General features: G+C 68.6%; 20 protein-coding genes. 12 read left to right on the top strand and 8 right to left on the bottom strand.

What is annotated here, in order from left to right; translation table 11 throughout:
- The first annotated feature begins 201 nt into the window (after nucleotides 1-201).
- The gene (locus tag ACTJLD_RS11780) at nucleotides 202-684 is read left to right on the top strand and encodes an Lrp/AsnC family transcriptional regulator (protein WP_021159229.1); all 483 of its coding nucleotides are present in this window, start codon (nucleotides 202-204) and stop codon (nucleotides 682-684) included.
- An 834-nt stretch (nucleotides 685-1,518) separates the two neighbouring features.
- Here ACTJLD_RS11780 and ACTJLD_RS11785 read toward each other — a convergent pair.
- Complete coding sequence (locus ACTJLD_RS11785; RefSeq protein WP_060085212.1) at nucleotides 1,519-3,168, bottom strand: IclR family transcriptional regulator; 1,650 nt, start codon at nucleotides 3,166-3,168, stop codon at nucleotides 1,519-1,521.
- A 177-nt stretch (nucleotides 3,169-3,345) separates the two neighbouring features.
- Here ACTJLD_RS11785 and ACTJLD_RS11790 point away from each other — a divergent pair, with 177 nt between their 5' ends.
- The 3 genes from ACTJLD_RS11790 (at nucleotide 3,346) to ACTJLD_RS11800 (ending at nucleotide 7,281) form a co-directional block, all read left to right on the top strand.
- A complete protein-coding gene (locus ACTJLD_RS11790) occupies nucleotides 3,346-4,305 on the top strand; it encodes an MBL fold metallo-hydrolase (RefSeq protein ID WP_059683417.1) in 960 nt (319 codons plus the stop codon).
- Nucleotides 4,306-4,485: 180 nt separating this feature from the next.
- Nucleotides 4,486-5,835 carry an MFS transporter gene (locus tag ACTJLD_RS11795; protein WP_059694963.1) on the top strand — a complete coding sequence of 450 codons (1,350 nt, stop codon included), beginning with the start codon at nucleotides 4,486-4,488 and terminating at the stop codon, nucleotides 5,833-5,835.
- Nucleotides 5,836-5,922: 87 nt separating this feature from the next.
- Nucleotides 5,923-7,281 carry an MFS transporter gene (locus ACTJLD_RS11800; protein WP_060085213.1) on the top strand — a complete coding sequence of 453 codons (1,359 nt, stop codon included), beginning with the start codon at nucleotides 5,923-5,925 and terminating at the stop codon, nucleotides 7,279-7,281.
- Nucleotides 7,282-7,302: 21 nt separating this feature from the next.
- Here ACTJLD_RS11800 and ACTJLD_RS11805 read toward each other — a convergent pair whose 3' ends face one another.
- Both ACTJLD_RS11805 and ACTJLD_RS11810 read right to left on the bottom strand, forming a co-directional pair.
- Nucleotides 7,303-7,599, bottom strand: a complete 297-nt coding sequence (locus tag ACTJLD_RS11805; protein WP_060085214.1) for a hypothetical protein — start codon at nucleotides 7,597-7,599, stop codon at nucleotides 7,303-7,305.
- A 137-nt stretch (nucleotides 7,600-7,736) separates the two neighbouring features.
- Nucleotides 7,737-9,164: a sensor domain-containing diguanylate cyclase gene (locus tag ACTJLD_RS11810; RefSeq protein ID WP_416360059.1), complete on the bottom strand. Its 1,428-nt coding sequence runs from the start codon at nucleotides 9,162-9,164 to the stop codon at nucleotides 7,737-7,739.
- Nucleotides 9,165-9,242: 78 nt separating this feature from the next.
- On the opposite strand from ACTJLD_RS11810, the gene ACTJLD_RS11815 reads away from it, so the two are divergent.
- Entirely contained in the window at nucleotides 9,243-9,584 is a 342-nt protein-coding gene (locus ACTJLD_RS11815) for a hypothetical protein (RefSeq protein WP_404824981.1), read from the top strand.
- A 293-nt stretch (nucleotides 9,585-9,877) separates the two neighbouring features.
- Here the strand turns inward: ACTJLD_RS11815 and ACTJLD_RS11820 are convergent, their stop codons facing one another.
- Entirely contained in the window at nucleotides 9,878-10,678 is an 801-nt protein-coding gene (locus ACTJLD_RS11820; protein WP_060315280.1) for an SDR family NAD(P)-dependent oxidoreductase, read from the bottom strand.
- A 136-nt stretch (nucleotides 10,679-10,814) separates the two neighbouring features.
- On the opposite strand from ACTJLD_RS11820, the gene ACTJLD_RS11825 reads away from it, so the two are divergent.
- Entirely contained in the window at nucleotides 10,815-11,786 is a 972-nt protein-coding gene (locus ACTJLD_RS11825) for a GlxA family transcriptional regulator (protein ID WP_440658811.1), read from the top strand.
- 77 nt (nucleotides 11,787-11,863) lie between these two features.
- Nucleotides 11,864-13,012: an epoxide hydrolase family protein gene (locus ACTJLD_RS11830; protein ID WP_440658813.1), complete on the top strand. Its 1,149-nt coding sequence runs from the start codon at nucleotides 11,864-11,866 to the stop codon at nucleotides 13,010-13,012.
- Between the two features lie 102 nt (nucleotides 13,013-13,114).
- On the opposite strand, the gene ACTJLD_RS11835 is transcribed toward ACTJLD_RS11830, so the two are convergent.
- A complete protein-coding gene (locus ACTJLD_RS11835) occupies nucleotides 13,115-13,606 on the bottom strand; it encodes a 2,4'-dihydroxyacetophenone dioxygenase family protein (RefSeq protein ID WP_124531325.1) in 492 nt (163 codons plus the stop codon).
- Between the two features lie 168 nt (nucleotides 13,607-13,774).
- Between ACTJLD_RS11835 and ACTJLD_RS11840 the strand changes: the two genes are divergently transcribed.
- The 3 genes from ACTJLD_RS11840 to ACTJLD_RS11850 are packed head-to-tail and all read left to right on the top strand — an operon-like array spanning nucleotide 13,775 to nucleotide 15,871.
- On the top strand, nucleotides 13,775-14,245 hold the full coding sequence (locus ACTJLD_RS11840; protein WP_334066036.1) for a MarR family winged helix-turn-helix transcriptional regulator: 471 nt from the start codon (nucleotides 13,775-13,777) through the stop codon (nucleotides 14,243-14,245).
- Between the two features lie 37 nt (nucleotides 14,246-14,282).
- Complete coding sequence (locus ACTJLD_RS11845; protein WP_060170991.1) at nucleotides 14,283-14,618, top strand: hypothetical protein; 336 nt, start codon at nucleotides 14,283-14,285, stop codon at nucleotides 14,616-14,618.
- Nucleotides 14,615-15,871 carry an MFS transporter gene (locus ACTJLD_RS11850; RefSeq protein ID WP_021159215.1) on the top strand — a complete coding sequence of 419 codons (1,257 nt, stop codon included), beginning with the start codon at nucleotides 14,615-14,617 and terminating at the stop codon, nucleotides 15,869-15,871. The genes ACTJLD_RS11845 and ACTJLD_RS11850 overlap by 4 nt, the downstream gene beginning before the upstream one ends.
- A gap of 112 nt (nucleotides 15,872-15,983) precedes the next feature.
- On the opposite strand, the gene ACTJLD_RS11855 is transcribed toward ACTJLD_RS11850, so the two are convergent.
- A complete protein-coding gene (locus ACTJLD_RS11855) occupies nucleotides 15,984-16,937 on the bottom strand; it encodes a LysR family transcriptional regulator (RefSeq protein ID WP_021159214.1) in 954 nt (317 codons plus the stop codon).
- A gap of 105 nt (nucleotides 16,938-17,042) precedes the next feature.
- Here ACTJLD_RS11855 and ACTJLD_RS11860 point away from each other — a divergent pair, with 105 nt between their 5' ends.
- Together ACTJLD_RS11860 and ACTJLD_RS11865 are read left to right on the top strand one after the other, a co-directional pair.
- Complete coding sequence (locus ACTJLD_RS11860) at nucleotides 17,043-18,401, top strand: aspartate aminotransferase family protein (protein ID WP_027791512.1); 1,359 nt, start codon at nucleotides 17,043-17,045, stop codon at nucleotides 18,399-18,401.
- Between the two features lie 49 nt (nucleotides 18,402-18,450).
- A complete protein-coding gene (locus ACTJLD_RS11865) occupies nucleotides 18,451-19,968 on the top strand; it encodes a CoA-acylating methylmalonate-semialdehyde dehydrogenase (protein WP_021159212.1) in 1,518 nt (505 codons plus the stop codon).
- Between the two features lie 146 nt (nucleotides 19,969-20,114).
- Here ACTJLD_RS11865 and ACTJLD_RS11870 read toward each other — a convergent pair whose 3' ends face one another.
- Both ACTJLD_RS11870 and ACTJLD_RS11875 read right to left on the bottom strand, forming a co-directional pair.
- Nucleotides 20,115-20,489, bottom strand: a complete 375-nt coding sequence (locus ACTJLD_RS11870; protein ID WP_021159211.1) for a COG4315 family predicted lipoprotein — start codon at nucleotides 20,487-20,489, stop codon at nucleotides 20,115-20,117.
- A 299-nt stretch (nucleotides 20,490-20,788) separates the two neighbouring features.
- Nucleotides 20,789-21,724: a DMT family transporter gene (locus ACTJLD_RS11875; RefSeq protein ID WP_440658816.1), complete on the bottom strand. Its 936-nt coding sequence runs from the start codon at nucleotides 21,722-21,724 to the stop codon at nucleotides 20,789-20,791.
- Between the last annotated feature and the right edge of the window lie 69 nt (nucleotides 21,725-21,793).

A 21,793-nucleotide genomic window follows, 5' to 3' on the forward strand; every position in this document is an offset into this window, starting at 1 on the left:
CTGGCCGGCACCGCAACTCGTGATTGCGGCCGTGCGTCCCGCTGCGAAGGGGTTGTCGCGGGGAGCGTGCCGGACAACAGGCATGGGGAAAATATATCAAGGGGCCGGATTAAAAGGCTTCCGCATTTCCACACAAACCGACACAAATCCGGAATGTCGTTCAGATAGAATCGCGCTTTTCAGTAGAAGATTCTTCCTGCCATGGCCACACGTGAACGCTCGCCGAAAACGCTCGACAGCCAGGACCGCAAGATCCTGGGTGCACTGCAGAAAAATGCGCGCCTGTCGAACGCCGAACTGGCCGAACAGATCGGCATGTCGACCACCGCGTGCTGGAACCGCACCCGGCAACTCGAGGTGGACGGCTACATCGACGGTTATGTCGCGCTCGTCAACCAGCGGAAGCTGGGTTATGCGGACATCGTGATCCTCGAAGTCACGCTCGACCGCCACGAGGACGACGCGCTCGCCCGCTTCGGCGAGGAGCTCGCCGCGCTGCCCGAGGTGCTCGAGGCGTATCTGGTGTCGGGCGAGTACGACTACTGGATCAAGGTCGCGGTGGACGGCACGGCCGGCTACGAGCGCTTCCTGCGCGAAAAGCTGTACAAGATTTCGAGCATCCGTCACAGCCGCTCGATGTTTGCGCTGCGCTGCATGAAGGACGTGCCGTCGATTCAGGTGTGAGGAAGGCAGGGGTGAGATGCGGCCGTCGTTGAAACGACGGCGCTTGTGGCTGCGCGTATGCGCGGAGAAAGCCGGCAATCGGGCGGGGGAGAAGCCGCGCGGCGCGGTTCGGTACCGCCGCCGGCAACGCGGATGAATCTTCCGTCCGCGATGGTCCGGCCTTCCCACGTGCTGGCTGGATAACGGCTGTCCGCCCGGGCAACCGTCAGACAGAACCGCGCCGAAGCCGATTCGATACCGCGTCGACGCGGATTGGCGCCGGCATCGGCTTCAAAGCGACCTCGACACGCTCCCGGCACCGGGAGCGCATTCAACCGGGGCAACTCTTGCCGGTTTCCACATTGTTTGCCGCCCCAGGCGTTGCCGGATGCCGCGGCCTTGTGGCGCGCATCCGGGCAAGCGGATCAGGACGGCATCGTGCGGCCGGCTGTTGGCCGGTCGTACCGCTCAGCGCGGCAGGCGTGCGTGTGCTTCAGCGATGACTTCGCAGGTCTCGAGGTGGAGTGCCCAAGCTTCTGCAATCAGCTCGCCCACACGTGCGAGCCAGCCAGCGGATTCGGTGGAACGGTCGGAGACATTAGACGTTTGCATGACGAAGCCCCATATAGGTGGCGAGTTAGGGATAACCCTAATCATAGCGAAACGCCTCCGCCTTGTGAAATGCGATTTCGTTATATGAGAATTACTGACAATTTGTGTTGCTGCTTCGCAACATGAATATCGGGTGCCTTGGCACGGTCGTGCGGGCGCGACGAGGCCGTGCCGGCACGGCCTCGCATCGAACAAGAGAGGGGGATTCGGGCGCTGCGGAGGATGGCGGAAGCGGGCGTCGGCTTACGGGCCGATCCACCCGAACCGCCACGACAGCCGCCGCGTCGCGGCGAGCAACGCCTGCGCGAGATCGCTGTCCGGCCCGCGCGGGAAGCCGCGCGACGAACCGATGATCGCGATCACGAGCCGGATGCTGCCGGTGTGATCGAACACGGGCGCGGCGACCGTCCCGATGCCCGGCACCGGCGCGTCGAACGCGAAATCGAGCGCGTCCGCGCGGATCGTCGCGAGCCGCGCCCGGAATGCGTCGTCGGTCGGCGGGGCGATGCGGCCCGCGAGGCGCACGGGCTCGTCGGCGAGCAGGTCGGCCAGCACGTCGTCGGACATGCCGGCCGCGAAAATCCGGCCGATCGCCGTATTGACGAGCGACATCACGGTGCCGACCTGGAGGCTCACGTGCTGCGGTCGCGCCGATTCCTCGAGGCGGATCACCGTCGGGCCGAGCGGCCCGAGCGTCGCGGCCGCCACGCTCATGTCGGTCGCGCCGGCCAGCGCGACGATCTCGGCTTCAGCGTCGCGCGTCGGCGACACGCGCTGCATCGCGATCAGGCCGAGCGCCTGCCCGAGCGGGCCGCCGCCGAAGCAGCCGGTGTCGTCGCGGCTCAGCAGGCCGATCTTCTGCAGGCTGACGAGATGCGGAAAAGCCTTCGCGGCCGGCATCCCGGCCGCCGCCGCGAGATCGCGCAGCGGCAGCGCGCGGCCCGCCGACACCAGCGCGAGCAGCAGCTCGCCGGTGCTGTCGAGCGCGTTGATCCCGCGCTGCGCCTTCGCATCGTCGGCCAGCGCGGGCGGCACGCGCGGAGCGGCCGGGGCTGCGCCGGGTGCGGGCGGGGGGGCATCGTGCGCCGCGCCGAGCGATGCGCTCGCCTGCCGCGCCGCGTCGCGCAGTGCCGCCGCGATCGGGCCGTCCCACGCGACGTCGATCGAGCCTGTCGAACCGATCACCGTCAACGCGAGCTGCAGCGCACCCGCCGCGTCGAACACCGGCACGCACATCGCGCTGACGCCGGGGCTCGGCAGGTCGACGCCGCGCTCGATCCCGCGTGCGCGGATCGCGTCGAGCTCGGCCTGCGGCACGCCGGTGTCCGGCACGGGCTGCTCGCCGCCTGCAAGCGTGTCGGCCGCGCCGGCCTGGCTGGCGGCCATCGCGCGGAGTTGCGCGGGGTCGCCGAACGCGCGGAACACGCGGCCGGTGGCCGTCGTGTCGAGCGACATCACCGAACCGACATGCAGGTTCACGTGCAGCGGATAACCGCCGTGCTCGATGCGCACGATCGTCGGCCCGAGCGCGCCCGGCACCGACAGCGCGACGCTCAGGCCGACCGCTTCCGCGAGCCGTGCCGCGTGCGGCAGCGTCGCGCGATAGGCCGGCTGGCGCTCGATCGACATCAGCCCGAGCCGCAGCGACAACGGGCCCGGCTCGTAGTTGCCGGTGAGCGCGTCGCGCTTCACGAGCGCGAGCCGGGTCAGGCTGACGAGATAGGTGTGCGCCTGCGCGGTCGACAGGTCGGCCGCCGCGGCCAGCTCGGACAGCCCGAGCGGCTTGCGCCGGCGCGCGAGCGCGTCGAGCAGCCGGCCGCCGACCTCGACACTCTGGATCCCGCGCTGCGCCTTGGGCGGCGCATCGTCTGCGCTGACTTCGTGGTTCTGCACGCGATGATTCTTCCGTTGACGAAACCCCGCATGGTATCCGACGCCATTTATCGCGCCAGCCCGCAGGTTTACCCGTATTAAACAATAGCAAGCGACTTTGCCATTGACAAATATTCGGTGCGGGAAGATGATCCGCTCACTCCCCTCAACACATGGCTCGCAGCCACGGAACGCAACATGGCCAAAGCATTCGCCTCCCAAGCCGATCTGGAAGAGAAGAAAGTCACCTGGACGAAGCTGTCCGAGAACGCGTACGCGTACACCGCCGAAGGCGATCCGAACTCGGGCGTGATCATCGGCGACGACAGCGTGCTGATCGTCGACACGACCGCGACGCCCGCGATGGCGCAGGACCTGATCGCGAAGATCCGCAGCGTGACCGACAAGCCGATCAAGCACGTCGTGCTGTCGCACTACCACGCGGTGCGCGTGCTCGGCGCGTCCGCGTATTTCGACGAAGGCGCGCAGCACGTGATCGCCAGCCGCGGCACGTACGAGATGATCGTCGAGCGCGGCGAGGCCGACATGAAGTCGGAGATCGAGCGCTTCCCGCGCCTGTTCGCCGGTGTCGAGACGGTGCCCGGCCTGACCTGGCCGACGCTCGTGTTCGAGCGCGAGATCACGCTGTTCCTCGGCAAGCTCGAGGTGAAGATCATGCACGTCGGCTCGGGCCACACGAAGGGCGACACGATCGTCTGGATCCCGTCGCAGAAAGTGCTGTTCTCGGGCGACCTCGTCGAATACGACGCCGCGTGCTACTGCGGCGATGCGCAGCTCGAACAGTGGCCGGCCACCCTCGAGGCGCTGCGCGCGCTGAACGCCGAGAAGCTGGTGCCGGGCCGTGGCCCCGCGCTGCTGAACCCGGCCGAAGTGAACAAGGGCCTCGACTACACGAAGGATTTCGTCACGACGCTGCTCGCGCAGGGCCGCAAGGCCGTCGAGCAGAAGCTCGACCTGAAGGCATCGATGGCGCTCACGCGCGAAGCGATGGACCCGAAGTTCGGCCACGTGTTCATCTACGAGCACTGCCTGCCGTTCGACGTGTCGCGTGCGTTCGACGAAGCGAGCGGCATCACGCATCCGCGCATCTGGACCGCGCAGCGCGACAAGGAAATGTGGGCCGCGCTGCAGGACTGAGCGGCTTGCACAGGCGGGGTGTCCGACAGGGCGCTCCGCCTTTTTTCTGAAGCGGCGACCGGCCGCGGCGTTCCGCCGTCTTGCCGTCCGCCGTGATCCGAGCTCACTAGAAAGCAGGGCGCACGTACGCCCTGGGAGACGGCTGCGCGCCCGAATCGCGCAGCCTGTTTGGAGAGAGACATGCCCCAATCGCTTCATGCCGAAGCGACGCTCGCGCACGCGAGCGCTTCGGCTTCCGCATCCGCCGCCACGGACGACGCGCTGCTGTTCCGCAAGATCGCATGGCGGATCGTGCCGTTCCTGTTCCTCTGCTACGTCGTATCGTTCCTCGACCGCATCAACATCGGCTTTGCGCAGTTGCAGATGAAGCACGATCTCGGCTTCAGCGACGCGATGTACGGCCTCGGCGCCGCGGTGTTCTACGTCGGCTACGTGTTCTGCGAAGTGCCGAGCAACATGCTGCTCGCGCGTTTCGGCGCGCGCCGCACCTTCACGCGGATCATGCTGCTGTGGGGCATCGCGTCGACCGGGATGATGTTCGTGTCGCAGCCGTCGCATTTCTATGTGCTGCGGTTCCTGCTCGGCGTGTTCGAAGCCGGCTTCTTTCCCGGCATCGTGCTGTACCTCACTTACTGGTTCCCCGCGAACCGGCGCGCGGCCGCGATCTCGGTGTTCTTCGCGGGCGTCGCGGTGGCCGGCGTGCTCGGCGGCCTGATGTCGGGCTGGATCATGCGCGACATGGGCGGCGTGCTCGGCCTGCACGGCTGGCAGTGGATGTTCGCGATCGAAGGCGCGCCGGCGATCCTGCTCGCGTTCGCCGCGTTCACGTTCCTGGTCGACCGGCCGCAGGATGCCGCGTGGCTCACGGCCGATGAAAAGGCGCGGGTCGCCGCGCTGTGCGCCGACAGCCGCGGCCACGGCCACGCGCACGACGGGCGCAGCCTCGTGGCCGCGCTCGCCAATCCGCGCGTGTACCTGTTCGCGTTCATCTATTTCTCGCTGACCTGCGCGTCGCTGACGCTCAACTTCTGGATGCCGCTGATGATCCGCGATTTCGGCGTGACCGACGTCGTGGCCGTGAGCCTGTACACGGTCGTGCCGAACGCGGTCGGCGCGGTGGGGCTGGTCCTGATCGCGCGCCGTTCGGACCGGACCGGCGAGCGCCGCAAGCACTTCGCGTGCTGCACGATCGGCGGCGGGATCGCGCTCGCCGCGCTGACGCTGCACCTGCACAGCTTCGCGGCGATGCTCGCGTGCCTGTCGATCGCGGCGACGCTGATCTTCGCCGCGCTGCCGATCTTCTGGGCCGTGCCGACCCGCTACCTGTCGGGCAACGCGGCCGCGGCCGGGATCGCGCTGATCAGCAGCATCGGGATCACGAGCGGCATCGTCAGCCCGTGGGTGATCGGGATGATCCGCACGCGCACCGGCAGCATGGATCTCGCCGTGTATCTGCTGGCCGCGTTGCTGGTGGCGAGCGGCGTCGCGCTGATGCTCGGCGTGAAGGGCGAAGCCGCGCCGCGCGACTGAACGCGCAACGGCCGGTCGCCGCGCGCGGGCGGCGGCGACCGGCGCCCCATGTTCGCCCCGCAACCGAATCCATCGAGGAGACGATCGATGTCAGCCCCTCTTCAAGCCGATGCCGCGCGTGCCGTCGCGTCCGGCGCCGCTGCACCGGACGACGACGCGCTGTACCGGCGCATCGGCATGCGGATCGTGCCGTTCCTGTTCATCTGCTACATCGTGTCGATCCTCGATCGCAGCAACATCGGCTTCGCGCAGTTGCAGATGCGGCAAGATCTCGGCCTGACCGACGCGATGTACAGCCTCGGCGCCGTGCTGTTCTTCGTCGGTTACGTGCTGTTCGAGGTGCCGAGCAACGCCTTGCTGCGCCGCTTCGGTGCGCGCCGCACGTTCGCGCGGATCATGTGCCTGTGGGGCGCGGTGTCGGTCGCGATGATCACCGTCGACAGCGCGAAGCACTTCTACGTGCTGCGCTTCCTGCTCGGGCTGTTCGAGGCCGGGTTCTTTCCGGGCGTGGTGTTCTACCTGACGTACTGGTATCCGGCGCGGCGGCGTGCGTCGGTGCTGTCGATCTTCTACGCGGGCGTCGCGGTGGCGGGGATGGTCGGCGGGCTGCTGTCGGGCTGGCTGATGCGCGGGATGTCGGGCGTGCTCGGGCTGCACGGCTGGCAATGGATGTTCGCGATCGAGGGCGCGCCCGCGATCCTGCTCGGCGTGATCGCGTGGTTCTGGCTGTGCGATCGCCCCGAGCAGGCGCGCTGGCTGTCCGACGCCGATCGCCAGCGGCTTGCGGCCGACCTGGCCGCCGACCGCGCCGGTGCCGCCGGTGCCGCCGGTGTCGATACGCCGGCGCCGCATTCGCTGCGGCAGGTGCTGGCCGAACCGCGCACGTACCTGTTCGCGTTCATCTATTTCTCGCTGACCACCGCGCTCTTGATGCTGCTGTTCTGGATGCCGCTGATGATCCGCGAATTCGGCATCCACGACGTCGTGCAGATCAGCCTGCTGTCGGTCGTGCCGAATGCGATCGGCGCGGCCGGCCTGATCGCGATCGCGCGGCGTTCCGACCGCAAGCGCGAGCGGCGCCGGCACTTCGCGGCATGCGCGTTCGGCGGCGCGGTGGCGCTTGCGCTGCTGACGCTGCACCTGCCGAGCATCGTCGCGATGATGGCGCTGCTGTCGGTCGCGGCGATGCTGATCTTCGCTGCGCATCCGGTGTTCTGGGCCGTGCCGTCCGCGTATTTCTCCGGCGCGGGCGCGGCCGGCGGGATCGCGCTGATCAGCAGCATCGGCGTGTCGAGCGGCATGATCACCCCCTGGCTCGTCGGGCTGATCCGCACGCGAACCGGCAGCATGGATCCGGCGATGCTGATGATCGCCGCGCTGTTGGCCGCGTGCGCGGTCGCGATGCTGCTGGGGGTGCGGGCGGTGCCGCGTGCGGAGGCGGCGTGACGCCGGCGGCTGCGGTGCGATTCAGTGGAAGGACAGAAACAGCCCGGGCAGGACGAGCAGGCCGTGCAGCACCAGCGCCCCGTAGATCACGCCGCCGCGCGCCTGCAGGTCGATCGACAGGCAGGCGATTGCCGCGATGACGCCGATGGCCGAGAGGCCTGCCGCCCAGAACAGTGCGGTAATCAGCACGCGAACGCCGGCGTACGGATCGTCCATCGAACTGGCGAACACGTAGCCGATCAGAAGCGCCAGCAACTCGACGAGCGCGACGACGAGCAGACCTGTCGCGATTCGCGCGGTTCGTTTGGCATTGTCCATGGCAAGTCGTGGTGAGGGGAGCAAGGGGCGCAAGTCTACACGATCGGTTTCGAACCGATCGCGCGACGGGGGCGGGGAAACCGGGCGGCGGACGTGGCGCGGATGTCGCCCGGCATGCAGTCGCGCCGTCGCGTCGGCTACGCCCGATACACCTCGATCCGGTTGCGGCCGCGTTCCTTCGCGAGATAGAGCGCCTTGTCGGCGCGTGACAGCGGCTGGTACGCGCCGAAGTCCGACGCCCGCATCGCGTCGATGCCGATGCTGACGGTCAGCGTGACCTGCTGGTCCTCGTGCATTAGCCGCGCCTCTGTCGCGCGTTGCTGCACGCGCTGCGCGAATGCCAGCGCGGTGTCGAGATCCGCCTTCGGCAGCACGACCGCGAATTCCTCGCCGCCGACCCGGCCGACGATCCCGTCGGGCCCGGTTTCCGCGAGCAGCAGCCGTGCGAAATGCCGGAGCGCGCGATCGCCGACCGGGTGGCCCCAGCGGTCGTTCAGCGCCTTGAAGTGATCGAGATCGAGCATCAGCACCGCGGCGGCCAGGCCGGTCGTGCGCACGTTGCGCAGCGCGGCTTCGCTTTGCCGCATGAACGCGTGGCGGTTCGACAGTTGAGTCAGGTGATCGGTCGTGGCCATCCGGTGCAGCTCGGCCTCGATGTGCTTGCGGTCGGTCGCGTCGGTGATGAAGCCGTGCCACACGGTGCCGCCGTCGGCCGTGCGCTGTGGGCGTGCATCGCCTTCACGCCAGCGCAGGCCCTGGCCGGGCAGCAGCACGCGATATTCGAGGCGCCACGGGGTCAGCCGCACCGACGAGTCGTGCAGCGACAGCCGATAGGCGACCAGGTCGGCCGGATGAATCCGCGTCTCGACCGCTTCCGCACTGTGGGCGACCTGCTCGGGCGTCAGTTCATAGATGTCGCTGACACCCGCGCTCGCGTAGGTAAAGAAGCGGTGCCCGTCGGCCGTTTGCCGCAGTTGGAACACGAGCCCGGGAACCTGGTCGGTGAGATCCGTGACGAGCGCGGCCGAGTCGCGCAACCGCGTGGCGAGCTCGCGCAGCGCGGTGATGTCGGTGGTCGTGCCGACCATCCGGAGCGCGCGGCCGTAGGCGTCGCGGGTGATCACCTTGCCGCGGCTGCAGATCCATTTGTAGGTGCCGTCCTTGCAACGGATGCGGTGCTCGACCGCGTAGCGGTCGGTGCGGCGCTCGAAGTGCGCGAGCATCGCGGCTTTCACGTCGTCGACGTCGTCCGGATGCAGCCGTTCGTACGCATCCTCGATCCGGGTGCCGAGCTCGTGCGGCGCGTAGCCGAGCAATGCCTTCCAGGCCGGCGAGTAATGTATCTCGCCGGTTTCCACGTTGCGATCCCACACACCGGTGCCGCTTTCGGTGAGCGCGAGCGTGGTCAGCGTGCTGTGTTCCTCGACGATGTCGAGCCGTTCGCGCAACGCGGCGGCTTCGATCGCGCGGCAAAGCGCGCTTGCCGCCAGCATGGCGAGGTCGCGGAGCAGCGTGCGTTGCGTGGCGTCGAGCGTGCGTTGCGCATCGTCGACGACGCACAGCATGCCCAGTGTCGCGCCATCGGGCGCGGCCAGTTCGCAGGCCGCGACGATCCGCGGCGCGTGAGGCGGGCCGCCGCCGCATTGCCCGTTCGCATTCGCGTTCGTGTCGTCCGGCACGAGCCGCGCATCGGCGGCCGGATCCGGCTCGACCCGGGGTGGCAAGCCATCGGCGAAAAGGGGATCGGGCAGCGCGCCGTCGACGGCGAGCACGCGTGGCGCATCGGCATCCGCGTGCGCAATGAACGCGCCGGCGGCACCGAAATGCGCCCGCGCGACACGACAGACGGTGGCCAGTTCCGGCACGGGCGGGAGCGCGGGCTGAAGGTCGGCCGAACCGCGCGCGGAGGCCGGCGCGTCGCCGGTCTCGGTGATGAACATACGGACCCGCATGGTCGAGTTTGCAACGGACGATTGCCCTCGTGATCGGACGAATGCCGGTCGGACGAGGCCGCTTGGGGACTGCAATCGCAGAGCTTACTGTTGCGCGGAATGCGTGGCAAGCGAACCGGAATCGTCTGTCGGTATGCGCCATTTGCGCCGATCGGGAAAGAATCCGGTGCATGTTTCGGCAGACGAATCCACCGATCGGCACGTGCCGGGAAGCGTGCCGCGGAACCCGGGATGATCGTCGGCGATGCGCTGCATGTCACCGGGTTCCGCGGCGCGTCCCGGAGGGCGACGCGCTTGCTGCCTTCGACCTGCGGGATGTCGGGCGGTCAGCGTGCCGTCGCGTAGCGCGGCGCGGGCGTATCGGCCGACAGGTGCGGGGCCATCGTGCGGCGCGCGGCCTCGTAGGCGGCCCATTCGTCACCCGCATGCAGCGACGGGATCGTCACGAGTTCGCCGCGCTCGAAGCCGATCAGCGCCGCGTCGACGAGGTCGGACGCCGACATCACGATTTCCTTCGGCAGATGCTCGAGCGGCAGGCCGCCCGTCTGCCAGAAATCGGTGGCGGTTGCGCCGGGCAGCACGGCCTGCACCTGCACGCCCTTGTCGGCGAGTTCGTGATGCAGCGACTGGCTGAACGCGAGCACGAACGCCTTCGTGCCGCCGTACACGCCGTTCAGCGTTTCCGGCGAGATCGCGACGATCGATGAAATGTTGATCACCGCACCGCGGCCGCGGGCGACGAAGCCGGGCACCGCCGCGTAGGTGAGGCGCGTGAGCGACGTCACGTTCAGGTCGATCATCCGGGTCATCGCGTCGACGTCGCTGTCGAGCAGCGGCGCGTGCGTGCCGACGCCCGCATTGTTCACGAGCAGCGTGATGCTCGCATCCTGCTTCAGCTTCGCCTCGACGGCGGCGAGGGCCGCGCGGTCGTTGAGGTCGGCGTCGACGATCTCGACGCTGCGCTGCGTGTCGTTCGTGATGCGATCGGCGAGGGCGGCCAGCCGGTCGCGGTTGCGGGCGACCAGGATCAGGTCGTAACCGCGGCGCGCGAGGCGGTCCGCGTAGACGGCGCCGATGCCCGACGAGGCGCCGGTAATGAGGGCGGTACCGCGATGTGCTTGCGTCATGATGTGCTCCGTTTCGATGGGATTGGCCGGATGGCGTGAAGCCATTCTGGCCGTGAATCGCTGTGACACAAATGACGTAGATGGGTATGATTCAGGACATCGGGCCAACTCACTGGCCGGGGAAGGGAGAACGCACATGCACCGCATCGGCTTTCTGATCAGCGACGGCTTCCAGATCATGGCGCTCGCCGCGCAGTCGGTGTTCGAGTACGCGAACATGGGCATGAGCGAGCCGTTCTACGTGATGGGCAACTATTCGGTCGACGGTGGCGACGTGCGCTCGTCGCTCGGGTTGCCGGTCGCCACGCACGCGCTGCGCGGGCAGCTTGCCGTCGATACGTGGATCGTCGCGGGCGTCAACGATCCGGTCGCGTCGCCGGCGCCGCCCGGCGTCGTCGCGTTCCTGCGCCGCGCCAACGCGCGCGCGCGGCGGATCGCCGGCATCTGCACGGGCGCGTTCGTGCTGGCCGAGGCCGGGCTGCTCGCGCAGCGCCGCGCGACGACGCACTGGGCGTTCGGCCGCGACCTGCAGCGGGACTACCCGGAGATTCGCGTCGAGGAAGACCGGATCTACATCGTCGACGGCTCGATCTGGACGTCGGCCGGGATGACGGCCGGCCTCGACCTCGCGCTCGCGATGGTGGAAAAGGACCTGGGCGCGGATGTCGCCCGGTCGGTCGCGCACAAGCTCGTGATGCACCAGCGGCGGGCCGGCGGGCAGTCGCAGCATTCGGAAATGCTGGATCTCGCGCCGAAATCCGACCGGATCCAGAACGCGCTGAACTACGCGCGGCAGCATCTCGGCCGCGCGCTGACCGTCGAGGATCTCGCCGAAGCGGTGCACCTGAGCCCGCGCCAGTTCAGCCGCGTGTTCACGCTCGAGACGGGGCAGTCGCCCGCGAAGGCGATCGAGCGGCTGCGGCTGGAGTCCGCGCGGCTGATGATCGAGCAGAGCCGCCATTCGCTCGACGTGATTGCGAAGGAAAACGGCTTTCGCGACCGGCGGCACATGCGCGAGGCGTTCGTGCGCGGGTTCGGCGTGCCGCCGCAGGCGGTGCGGCGCGACGCGCGGTCGGATGAGCGGTCGGATGAGCGGGAGGCGGGCTGACGCGTGTGCCCGAGCTGCTCTGCGCGCGCCGGGAAAATCGCGCAGAATCTCGTCGACCCGCTTCGCGAGGAGACCCGATGCACACCGCCCCGTTCGACATTGCGATTCCCGATCACGCGCTCGATGACCTGCGCCGGCGCCTGCGCGCCACGCGCGCACCGACGCTGACACCCGCGGAGCCGTGGCAGCAGGGCGTCGACGGCGCCTGGTTGCGCGAACTGACCGCGTACTGGGCCGAACGCTTCGACTGGCGTGCGGCGGAGCGTGCGCTGAACCGGCTGCCGCAGTTCGTCGCAGACGCAGGCGGGCAGCGCGTGCATTTCATCCATCGACGCGGCGTCGGGCCGAAGCCTTATCCGCTCGTCATCACGCACGGCTGGCCCGGCTCCGTCTTCGAATTCGACGCGCTGATCGATCGCCTCTGCGACCCGGCGGCGTTCGGCGGCGATCCGGACGACGCGTTCGACGTCGTCGTGCCGTCGCTGCCCGGCTTCCTGTTCTCGCCGGCGCCCGCGGCACCCGGCATGTCGGCGTTTCAGGTCGCGGACCGCTGGGCGGCACTGATGTCCGGTCTCGGATATCGCCGCTTCGGCGCGCAAGGCGGCGATCTCGGCGCAGGCGTGTCGATTGCGCTCGGCGCGCGGCATGCCGACGTGGTGGACGGCCTCCATCTGAACTTCCTGCCCGGCAGCTACGAGCCGCCGACCGACGCGGCCTTGCCGCTGACCGACGAGGAACGGGCGTTCGTGACGCAGCGCGGCGAGTGGGCCGTGCTGGAAGGCGGATACGCGCACGTCCACATGACGAAGCCGCAGACGCTCGCCGTCGCGCTCAACGATTCGCCGGCCGGGCTGGCCGCGTGGATCGCCGAGAAATTCCGAGCGTGGAGCGATTGCGACGGCGACCTGGCGCGGCGGTTTTCGCACGACACGCTGCTGACCGGCATCTCGTTGTACTGGTTCACCGGCTGCATCGGCTCGTCGATGCAGATGTATTGGGAAAACCGGCTGCAGCCCATGCGCTTCGCGGCCGGGCAGCGCGTGGCGGTGCCCGTCGGGTTTGCGCGTTTTCCGAAGGAAATCGGCCGCCCGCCGCGCAGCTGGCTCGAACGGGTGTTCGACGTCGTGCAGTGGACCGACATGCCGAGTGGCGGCCATTTTGCCGCGATGGAGGAGCCGGATCTGCTGGCCGACGATGTCCGGCGGTTTTTCCGGCGGTTTCGGTAACGCGCGGGCAGGCCGGGGACGTTGGCGAAGGGCGCCGGCTGCCATCCGCACATCAGCGCGAGCCCGCACCGCACGGATCGCGACCCGGCGATGCCGCCTGTCTTACCGTGTGACGAACGGCGCGGCGTCGTCCGGCGCCGTGCGCGCATGCTTGCGCTGGCGCAGCAGCGCGACGCGGCAGTTCTCGCGCGCGGTTTCGCGGCCTTCGTCGTCGAGCAGCACCAGATCGCCGCGCATCACGTTCAGCGTGATCACGTCCTCGCCCGGCGCGCCGAGCGTTTCCGGCGTATGCACCGAGCCGGCCGGTTCGAGCACCGTCGAGCCGGCGCGCGCAATCCAGTCGTATTCGAGGTAGCGCCACGCACCCTGCAGCGTATGGACGAATACCTCGCCGTCGTGGCGATGGCGCGGCAGCGTGCCGCCGGCCGGCATCTTCAGCAGCGCGGTGAGCGTGTCCTCGGCCGCGTTGATGTGCAGGTACTTGATTGCGAGCCCGGGCAGGTCGGCGCTCATCGGCAGCCACGGCAGCGCGTCGCCGGGCAGGCACGAGATCGGCGGCAGGTCGGTGGAGAGCGGAGCGGACGGCTGCGTCATGGCGGGAAGCGGAGCGGAAATGGGGAGCCCGCATTATCGCAGAGCCGGCTTGCGCGGCCGAACGCGACGTTTCGCATCGGCTCGAGCGCACGCGAAGGGACGATCCTTACAAGGTGAAATATGCAGCTAAACTGTACAGTTTGACTGTATACCTGCTATCTTGAATTCATGAACCCGCCTTTATCTCCCTCCGACGCGCTCCCACTGGCCGGTCTCGCCGGCGAACTCCGCATCTCGGTCGGCAAGCTGATGCGGCGAATGCGGGAGCAGATCCACCCGAACGACCTCACGTCATCGCAGAAATCGGTGCTGTTGCGGCTCGACCGCGACGGCCCCGCGACCGTATCGGCCCTGGCGCGCGCCGAAAGCGTGCGCCCGCAGTCGATGCGCGTGACGGTCGCGACGCTCGAGACGCTGGGCGCCGTCAGCGGCGAGCCCGATCCGTCCGACGGCCGGCAGACGCTGATCGCGGTCACGCCCGGTTTCCGCAAGGTGCTGCAGGCGAACCGCGCGGCCAAGGATGACTGGCTGTTCCGCGCGCTGCACGCGCAACTGTCGGCGGCCGAGCAGGCCGAACTCGCGTCCGCCGTGAAGCTGCTGCAGCGGCTCGCCGAATTCCAGGAAACGCCGCGCCCTTGAACCGCATCGACCCGCTTGCCGAAAGGACAACCCGAACATGAACCTCCCGCATCTCGTCGCGTATTTCTTCGGCGGCGCGTTTCTCGCGAACGTCGTGCCGCATCTCGTCAGCGGGTTGCGCGGCGAGCCGTTCCAGACCCCGTTCGCGAATCCGCCCGGGCGCGGGTTGTCGTCGTCCACCGTGAATGTCGTGTGGGGCGTCGCGAACCTCGTGATGGCTTATGTGCTGGTGTGCCGAGTGGGTGATTTCGACCTCCGGGTCACGGCCGATGCAGCGGCGTTCGGTCTCGGCATCCTCGCGCTCGGCCTGTTTCTCGCGTGGCACTTCGGCGAGCTGCACGGCGGCAACGAGCCCGACCGGGAGCGGCCATGAGCGTGCCGGCGGCGGGCGTGTTCCGTTCGCTTCGCAGTTTCAACTATCGTGTGTGGGCGATCGGTTCGCTGGTGTCGAACATCGGTACGTGGGTCCAGCGCACCGCGCAGGACTGGCTGGTTCTCACGCAGCTCACGCATCACGACGCATCGGCCGTCGGCACGGTGATGGCGTTGCAGTTCGGGCCGCAGTTGCTGCTGTTGCCGTGGACCGGCTACGCGGCCGACCGCTTCGACCAGCGCAAGCTGCTGATGGTGACGCAGGCGCTGATGGGCGTGCTGGCGCTGGTGCTCGGCGCGCTGACGGTCACGGGTGTCGCGCGGCTCGAGCATGTCTACGTGTTCGCGTTCCTGTTCGGCTGCGCGGCGGCGTTCGACGCGCCCGTGCGGCAGACCTTCGTCGCGGAACTGGTCGGCGATCGCGAACTCGCGAACGCGGTCGCGCTCAATTCGACGTCGTTCAACGCCGCGCGGATGATCGGCCCGGCGGCGGCGGGTTTCATGATCGCGTCGGTCGGCACGGGCTGGGCGTTTGTCGCCAACGGGCTCAGCTTCTTCGCGGTGCTGGTGTCGTTGTTGCTGCTCCGCGAGGACGAACTGCGCGCGAACCTGCGGGCGGGCCGCTCGCGCGGCGGCCTGCTCGACGGGTTCCGCTACGTGTGGCGGCGCGACGACCTGAAGGCGATCCTCGTGATGCTGTTCCTGATCGGCACGTTCGGGCTCAATTTCCAGCTGTTCATCTCGACGATGGCGGCCAGCGTGTTCCACGTCGATGCGCGCGGGTTCGGCGTGCTGTCGTCGATGATGGCGGTCGGCACGGTGTCGGGTGCGCTGCTCGCCGCGCGCCGCGAGCAGCCGCGCTTCCGGCATCTGTGGTTCGGCGCGGCGCTGTTCGGGCTCGGCTGCACGCTCGCCGCGCTGGCGCCGGGCTATTGGCTGTTCGCCGCCGCGCTGGTGCTGACCGGGATCGCCGCGATCACCTTCATGAACTCGACCAACAGCCTGATGCAGTTGTCCACCGAGCCGGCGATGCGCGGCCGCGTGATGGCGCTGCGCCTCGCGGTCGCGCTCGGCGGCACGCCGATCGGCGCGCCGGTGGCCGGCTGGGTCGCGAACCATCTCGGCCCGCGCTGGGCGCTCGGCGTCGGCGCGATGTCCGGTTTTGGCGCGGCGCTCGTCGCGACGCATTTCGTGAAGCGCAGCCGCGCGCAAGCGCAAGCCGACCGCGCGCGCGACCGGTTCGACGGCGTGTGACCGGGGCGACCGGGCGGGGCGCTGGTGCCGCCGCCGCGCTTGTCGGTCCCTTCATTGCCGGCACGCTGCCGCACGACGGGCGGCCGGGAGCCCGATCCTTTGCGTGATTCGCCTACGCCGCCGGCCGTGCCGTCGCCGCGTGCGCGGCTTCCAGACACGACTGGAACAGCAGCGCGGCCCGCGACGGCCGCGGCGAGCGCCGCAGCAGGCTCACGAACCGGCACCGGTAATTGAACCGGTGCGGCGCGATCGGCTGCATCAGCCCCTTGTTTTCAAAACTTTCCGCGTAATGGTCGGGCAGGAAGCCGAGATAACGACCGGACAGGATCAGCGTCGCGATCGACTCCTGATCCGACGCGGTCGCGCTGCGCGTGAGCTTCGCGCGGTGGCTCAGCTCCATGTTCGGCGAATGGAAGCCGAGCCCCGCGAATGCGTGATTGCGGATCGTCGTCCACGTGAGCTTGCCGTGCGGCGCGTCGTAAAGCGGATGCTGGCGGCCGCAGTACAGCAGCATCCGTTCGTCGAACAGCTCCGAATACACGAGGCTGCCGGAGTTGCGGTGCGCGGGAATGATCCCGACCTGGTAGCTGCCGTCGATGATCCCGCGCTCGACCTCGTTGATCGACGCGACATGCAGGTTCAGCGCGACGTCGGGCGCTTCGTCGGCGAACTGGCGGATTGCGTCGCCGAGGCGAGCGTTCGCGTTGGTGGCCGTCTTGTCGAACACCGCGACGTGCAATTCGCCGCCCATCCGGTCGTGAATGCCGTCTATCCTGCTTCTAAATGCTTCCATCGACGCGAGCAGCCGCAGCGTCTCCTCGTATACGGTCTGCCCCTCGGGCGTCAGCGTGAAGCCCGCGCGGCCGCGCCGGCACAGCACGAGGCCGACGCGCGTTTCCAGGTCCTTCACGTGCCGGCTGATCGTCGAGATGCCGATATTCAGTTCCAGTTCGGCCGCCGCCATCCCGCCGCACTGCACGACGCCCTTGAAGACCCGCAGCAGGCGGAGATCCATGTCGCTGAGCTGCCCGAGCAGCGCGCGGCTCTTCGGTTTCTTTGCTTGCATAGTTGCGCAAGTGAACATTGATATTGCGATATTGAAGAGACTAATTGGCCTCCCGACAATGCGCAACATCATCACAAGAAGGAGGGGCGCGCCGCGCCGACCGACATGACCGACATCACCACCGCCGCGCAGCAGGACGACACGACCATCCGCACCGACGCCGCGTGGCTCGACGCGCACTGGATGCCGTTCACGGCCAACCGCCAGTTCAAGGCCGACCCGCGCATGATCGTGTCGGGCAAGGGCGCGTATTACACGGACGCCGAAGGCCGCAAGATCTTCGACGGCCTGTCGGGCCTCTGGTGCACGGGCCTCGGCCACGGCCGCACGGAAATCGTCGAAGCCGTGAGCCGCCAGGTCGCGCAGCTCGACTACGCGCCGGCATTCCAGTTCGGCCACCCGAAATCGTTCGAGCTCGCCAACAAGATCAAGGAACTGACGCCGGCCGGCCTCGACTACGTGTTCTTCACGGGGTCGGGCTCGGAAGCGGCCGACACCTCGCTGAAGCTGGCCCGCGCGTACTGGCGCGCGAAGGGCAAGGGCACGAAGACGCGCCTGATCGGCCGCGAGAAGGGTTATCACGGCGTGAACTTCGGCGGTATCTCGGTCGGCGGGATCGGGCCGAACCGCAAGCTGTTCGGCCAGGGCCTCGACGCCGACTTCCTGCCGCACACGCAACTCGCCGAAAACAAGTTCTCGCGCGGGATGCCCGAGCACGGCGCCGAGCTGGCCGACCGCCTGCTCGACCTGATCGCGCTGCACGACGCGTCGAACATCGCGGCCGTGATCGTCGAGCCGTTCTCCGGTTCGGCGGGCGTGGTCGTGCCGCCGAAGGGCTATTTGAAGCGCCTGCGCGACATCTGTACCGCGCACGACATCCTGCTGATTTTCGACGAAGTCATCACGGGCTTCGGCCGTGCCGGCGCGATGACGGGCGCCGACGCGTTCGGCGTGGTGCCGGACATCCTGAACTTCGCGAAGCAGGTGACGAACGGCGCGCAGCCGCTCGGCGGCGTGGTCGCGACGAAGGAAATCTACGACACGTTCATGGCAGCAGGCGGCCCCGAGTACATGCTCGAGTTTCCGCACGGCTACACGTATTCGGCGCATCCGGTCGCATGCGCGGCCGGCGTCGCGGCGCTCGACCTGCTGGTGAAGGAAGACGCGGTGGCCCGCGTGCGCGATCTCGCGCCGCATTTCGAGGCGGCCGTGCACGGGCTGAAGGGCCAGCGCCATATCGCGGACATCCGCAACTACGGGCTGGCTGCCGGCCTGACGATCGCGGCCCTGCCGGGCGAGCCGGCACGGCGCCCGTACGAGATCGCGATGCGCTGCTGGGCGAAGGGCTTCTACGTGCGCTACGGCGGCGACACGATCCAGCTGGCGCCCCCGTTCATCTCGGAGAAGCGCGAGATCGACAACCTGGTCAACGCGCTGTCCGACGCACTGAACGAAGTGGACTGAGCCGCGGCGCGCACCGACCGACAACCGCATTCACGAAAGAGCCTCAACGATGAAACACGACAGCAATGTGACCTCCACCGTCGGCCACCTGATCGACGGCAAGCGCGTCGACGGCGGCAGCCGCGTCCAGCCGGTGTTCGACCCGGCGACCGGCGAATCGCACAAGAGCGTCGCGCTCGCCGACAAGCTGACCGTCGAAGCCGCGATCGCGTCCGCGCAGGCCGCGTTCCCGGCCTGGCGCAACACGCCGCCGCTGAAGCGCGCCCGCGTGATGAGCCGCTTCAAGACGCTGCTCGAGGAACACGCCGACGAGCTGTGCGCGCTGATCACGGCCGAGCACGGCAAGGTGCTCGCCGATGCGATGGGCGAACTGCAGCGCGGGATCGAAAACGTCGAATACGCGACCTACGTGCCCGAGCTGCTGAAGGGCGAGCACAGCAAGAACGTCGGCCCCGCGATCGATTCGTGGAGCGAGTTCCAGGCGCTCGGCGTCGCGGCCGGCATTACGCCGTTCAACTTCCCGGTGATGGTGCCGCTGTGGATGTGGCCGATGGCCGTCGCGTGCGGCAACACGTTCGTGCTGAAGCCGTCCGAGCGCACGCCGTCGTCGACGCTGCGCATGGCCGAGCTCGCGCTCGAAGCGGGCCTGCCGCCGGGCGTGCTGAACGTCGTGAACGGCGACAAGGAAGCGGTCGACACGCTGCTGACCGACCCGCGCGTGAAGGCCGTGAGCTTCGTCGGCTCGACGCCGATCGCCGAATACATCTATTCGACCGGCTGCGCGCACGGCAAGCGCGTGCAGGCGCTCGGCGGCGCGAAGAACTTCGCGGTCGTGATGCCGGACGCCGACATCGGCAACGCGGTGAACGCGCTGATGGGCGCCGCGTACGGGTCGTGCGGCGAGCGCTGCATGGCGATTCCGCTGGTCGTCGCGATCGGTGACGAGACGGGCGACAAGGTCGTCGCGGGCCTGAAGGCCGAGATCGAGAAGATGAAGGTCGGCCCGGGCAACGGCGCGGGCGTCGACATGGGCCCGCTCGTCACGCAGCAGCATTTCGAGAAGGTGACGGGCTTCGTCGACGCGGGCGTGGCGGCGGGCGCGACGCTCGTCGTCGACGGCCGCGGCGTGAAGGTCGACGGCCACGACGGCGGCTACTACCTCGGCCCGTGCCTGTTCGACAACGTGAAGCCCGGCATGCCGATCTACCAGCACGAGATCTTCGGGCCCGTGCTCGGCGTGATTCGCCTGAAGTCGCTCGACGAGGCGATGGCGCTGATCGACGCGCACGAGTACGGCAACGGCACGTGCCTGTTCACGCGCGATGGTGAGGCCGCGCGCTACTTCAGCGACAACATCCAGATCGGCATGGTCGGCATCAACGTGCCGCTGCCGGTGCCGGTTGCCTACCACTCGTTCGGCGGCTGGAAGCGTTCGCTGTTCGGCGACCTGCATGCGTATGGCCCGGACGCCGTGCGCTTTTACACGAAGCGCAAGACGATCACACAGCGCTGGCCGTCGGCCGGCGTGCGCGAAGGAACGGTGTTCAGCTTCCCGTCGAACCGCTGATGCGCTACCCGGCCGCATGAATCGCCCGCCTGCGGGCGGACGATGCAACGCGGCCGGCGCGATCGCGAGCAGGCCCGCCCGGATCGACAATCCGGGCGGGCTTTTTTACGTCCTCGTGGCGGGCGCGGAAGGCGGCGGAACGACGCTTACGGCGCGACCACGTGCCACATGTCCTTGAAGTTGTCGCCGTTGCGGTCGCCCTGTTTCATGTCCTTCGAGAAGAAGTACAGCGGCTTGCCCTTGTATGCCCATTGCGGGCTTCCGTCGTCGCGCTTGACGATCGTGTAGGGCCCGACCGGAACGTCGGTCGCGCTGGCCTTGTAGGGCGGCCAGAAGGATTCGCACTGGCCCGTGCACGCGCTGGTGCCGGCGTTGGCCTTGTCCTTGTCGAACGTGTAGACGGTCATCCCGTTCGCGGCGACGAGCGAACCGTTTTCGACTTTCGTGATCGAGCCTTGAGCCGACGCCGATGCGGATGCAATGGCGAGCAGGGCGGAGCTGACGAGCAGCGCGGCTTTCATGAGGGCCTCCTGTAATCCGGTGGGCGGCCGCGATCGTGCACGGGCGAGCGTGCGCCGGATCGCGGTGAATGGTGCCGGAGCGCGGGGCCGTCGCCGCCGGTGCGAGCGACGCAGGGTCGAATGGCGGCAAACGGAGCGCTCCATTCACGATAGGCGGTTTTTGGCGGGGCTGCGAGAACATCGGGGGCATATCGGTAGCGGCCGCCCGTCTGCGTCACGGAACCGGGGCGTGATCGCCGCCGCGCGCCGCTCCGGTATTCGGCATCCGTCCCCGAGTGCGCGTCGCGCACACCCATGGATCAGCGTTTCGCTCGATTGGTCAGCGCGACGCCCGCGATCACGAGCGCACCGCCCGCCAGCATCGACGGCGACAGCGGTTCGCCGAGCAGCGCGACCGACAGCAGCACGCCGAACACGGGCACCAGGTTGGTGAACACGGCCGCGCGGGCCGGCCCGAGTTCGCGGATGCCCTGCGAATACCAGACGAACGCGACCACCGTGCCGATCGCGCCGAGATAGAGCATCGACGCGACGGCCTGCCATGTCAGCGCCGTGCCGCTGCCGGCGGGCGAGCCGAACAGGTGCGCAATGACCAGCAGCGCGAGGCCCCACAGCGCCGCGTACGTCGTGGCCGCCAGCGGCGACAGCCCGTCGAGCGCGCGCCGGCCGATCACGGTGTAGGCGGCCCAGCTCAGCACCGCGCACAGCATGAAGCGTTCGCCGGCACCGAACGTGTTGCCGAGATCGGTCAGCACCTGCAGCAATTCGCCGCGGCTGATCACGACCAGCGCGCCGAACAGCGCGACGGCGATGCCGGCCCAGCGCGACAGCGACAGGCGTTCCCCGCGCACGACGATCGACAGCAGCACGGCGGTGGCGACCGGGTTCAACGCGACGAACAGCGCGGTGCGGCCCGCCGGCATCCGCGCGAGCGCCGCGAAAAAACACACGTTGTACAGGAAGATGCCGGTCGCGCCGAGGCCGAAGGTCGTCACGACCTGGCGGCCGCTCAGCTTCGGCAGCCCGCCTTCGATCTTCCACGTCAGCGCGACCAGCATCAGCGCGGCGATCGCGAAGCGGCCGGTGGCCGCCGAGGTCGCGGACATCGTCGCGGCGAGGATCCGGCCCGCGATGAACGTCCCGCCCCAGAACAGCGCGACGAGCGTGAGCTTCACGTAGACGGCCGCGTGCGGCCGGGTGGCGGCGATGGCGGCGGGCGGGGCGGGAGCATTCATGTGACGGGGTTTCTCGGTGAGCGCCTGCGGCAACGCGCGAACGAGCACGCGCGGCCGGTTATGCCGAAT

It is taken from the genome of Burkholderia sp. 22088, from assembly GCF_052045915.1.
In the GTDB taxonomy this organism is placed as follows: Bacteria; Pseudomonadota; Gammaproteobacteria; order Burkholderiales; family Burkholderiaceae; genus Burkholderia; species Burkholderia cepacia.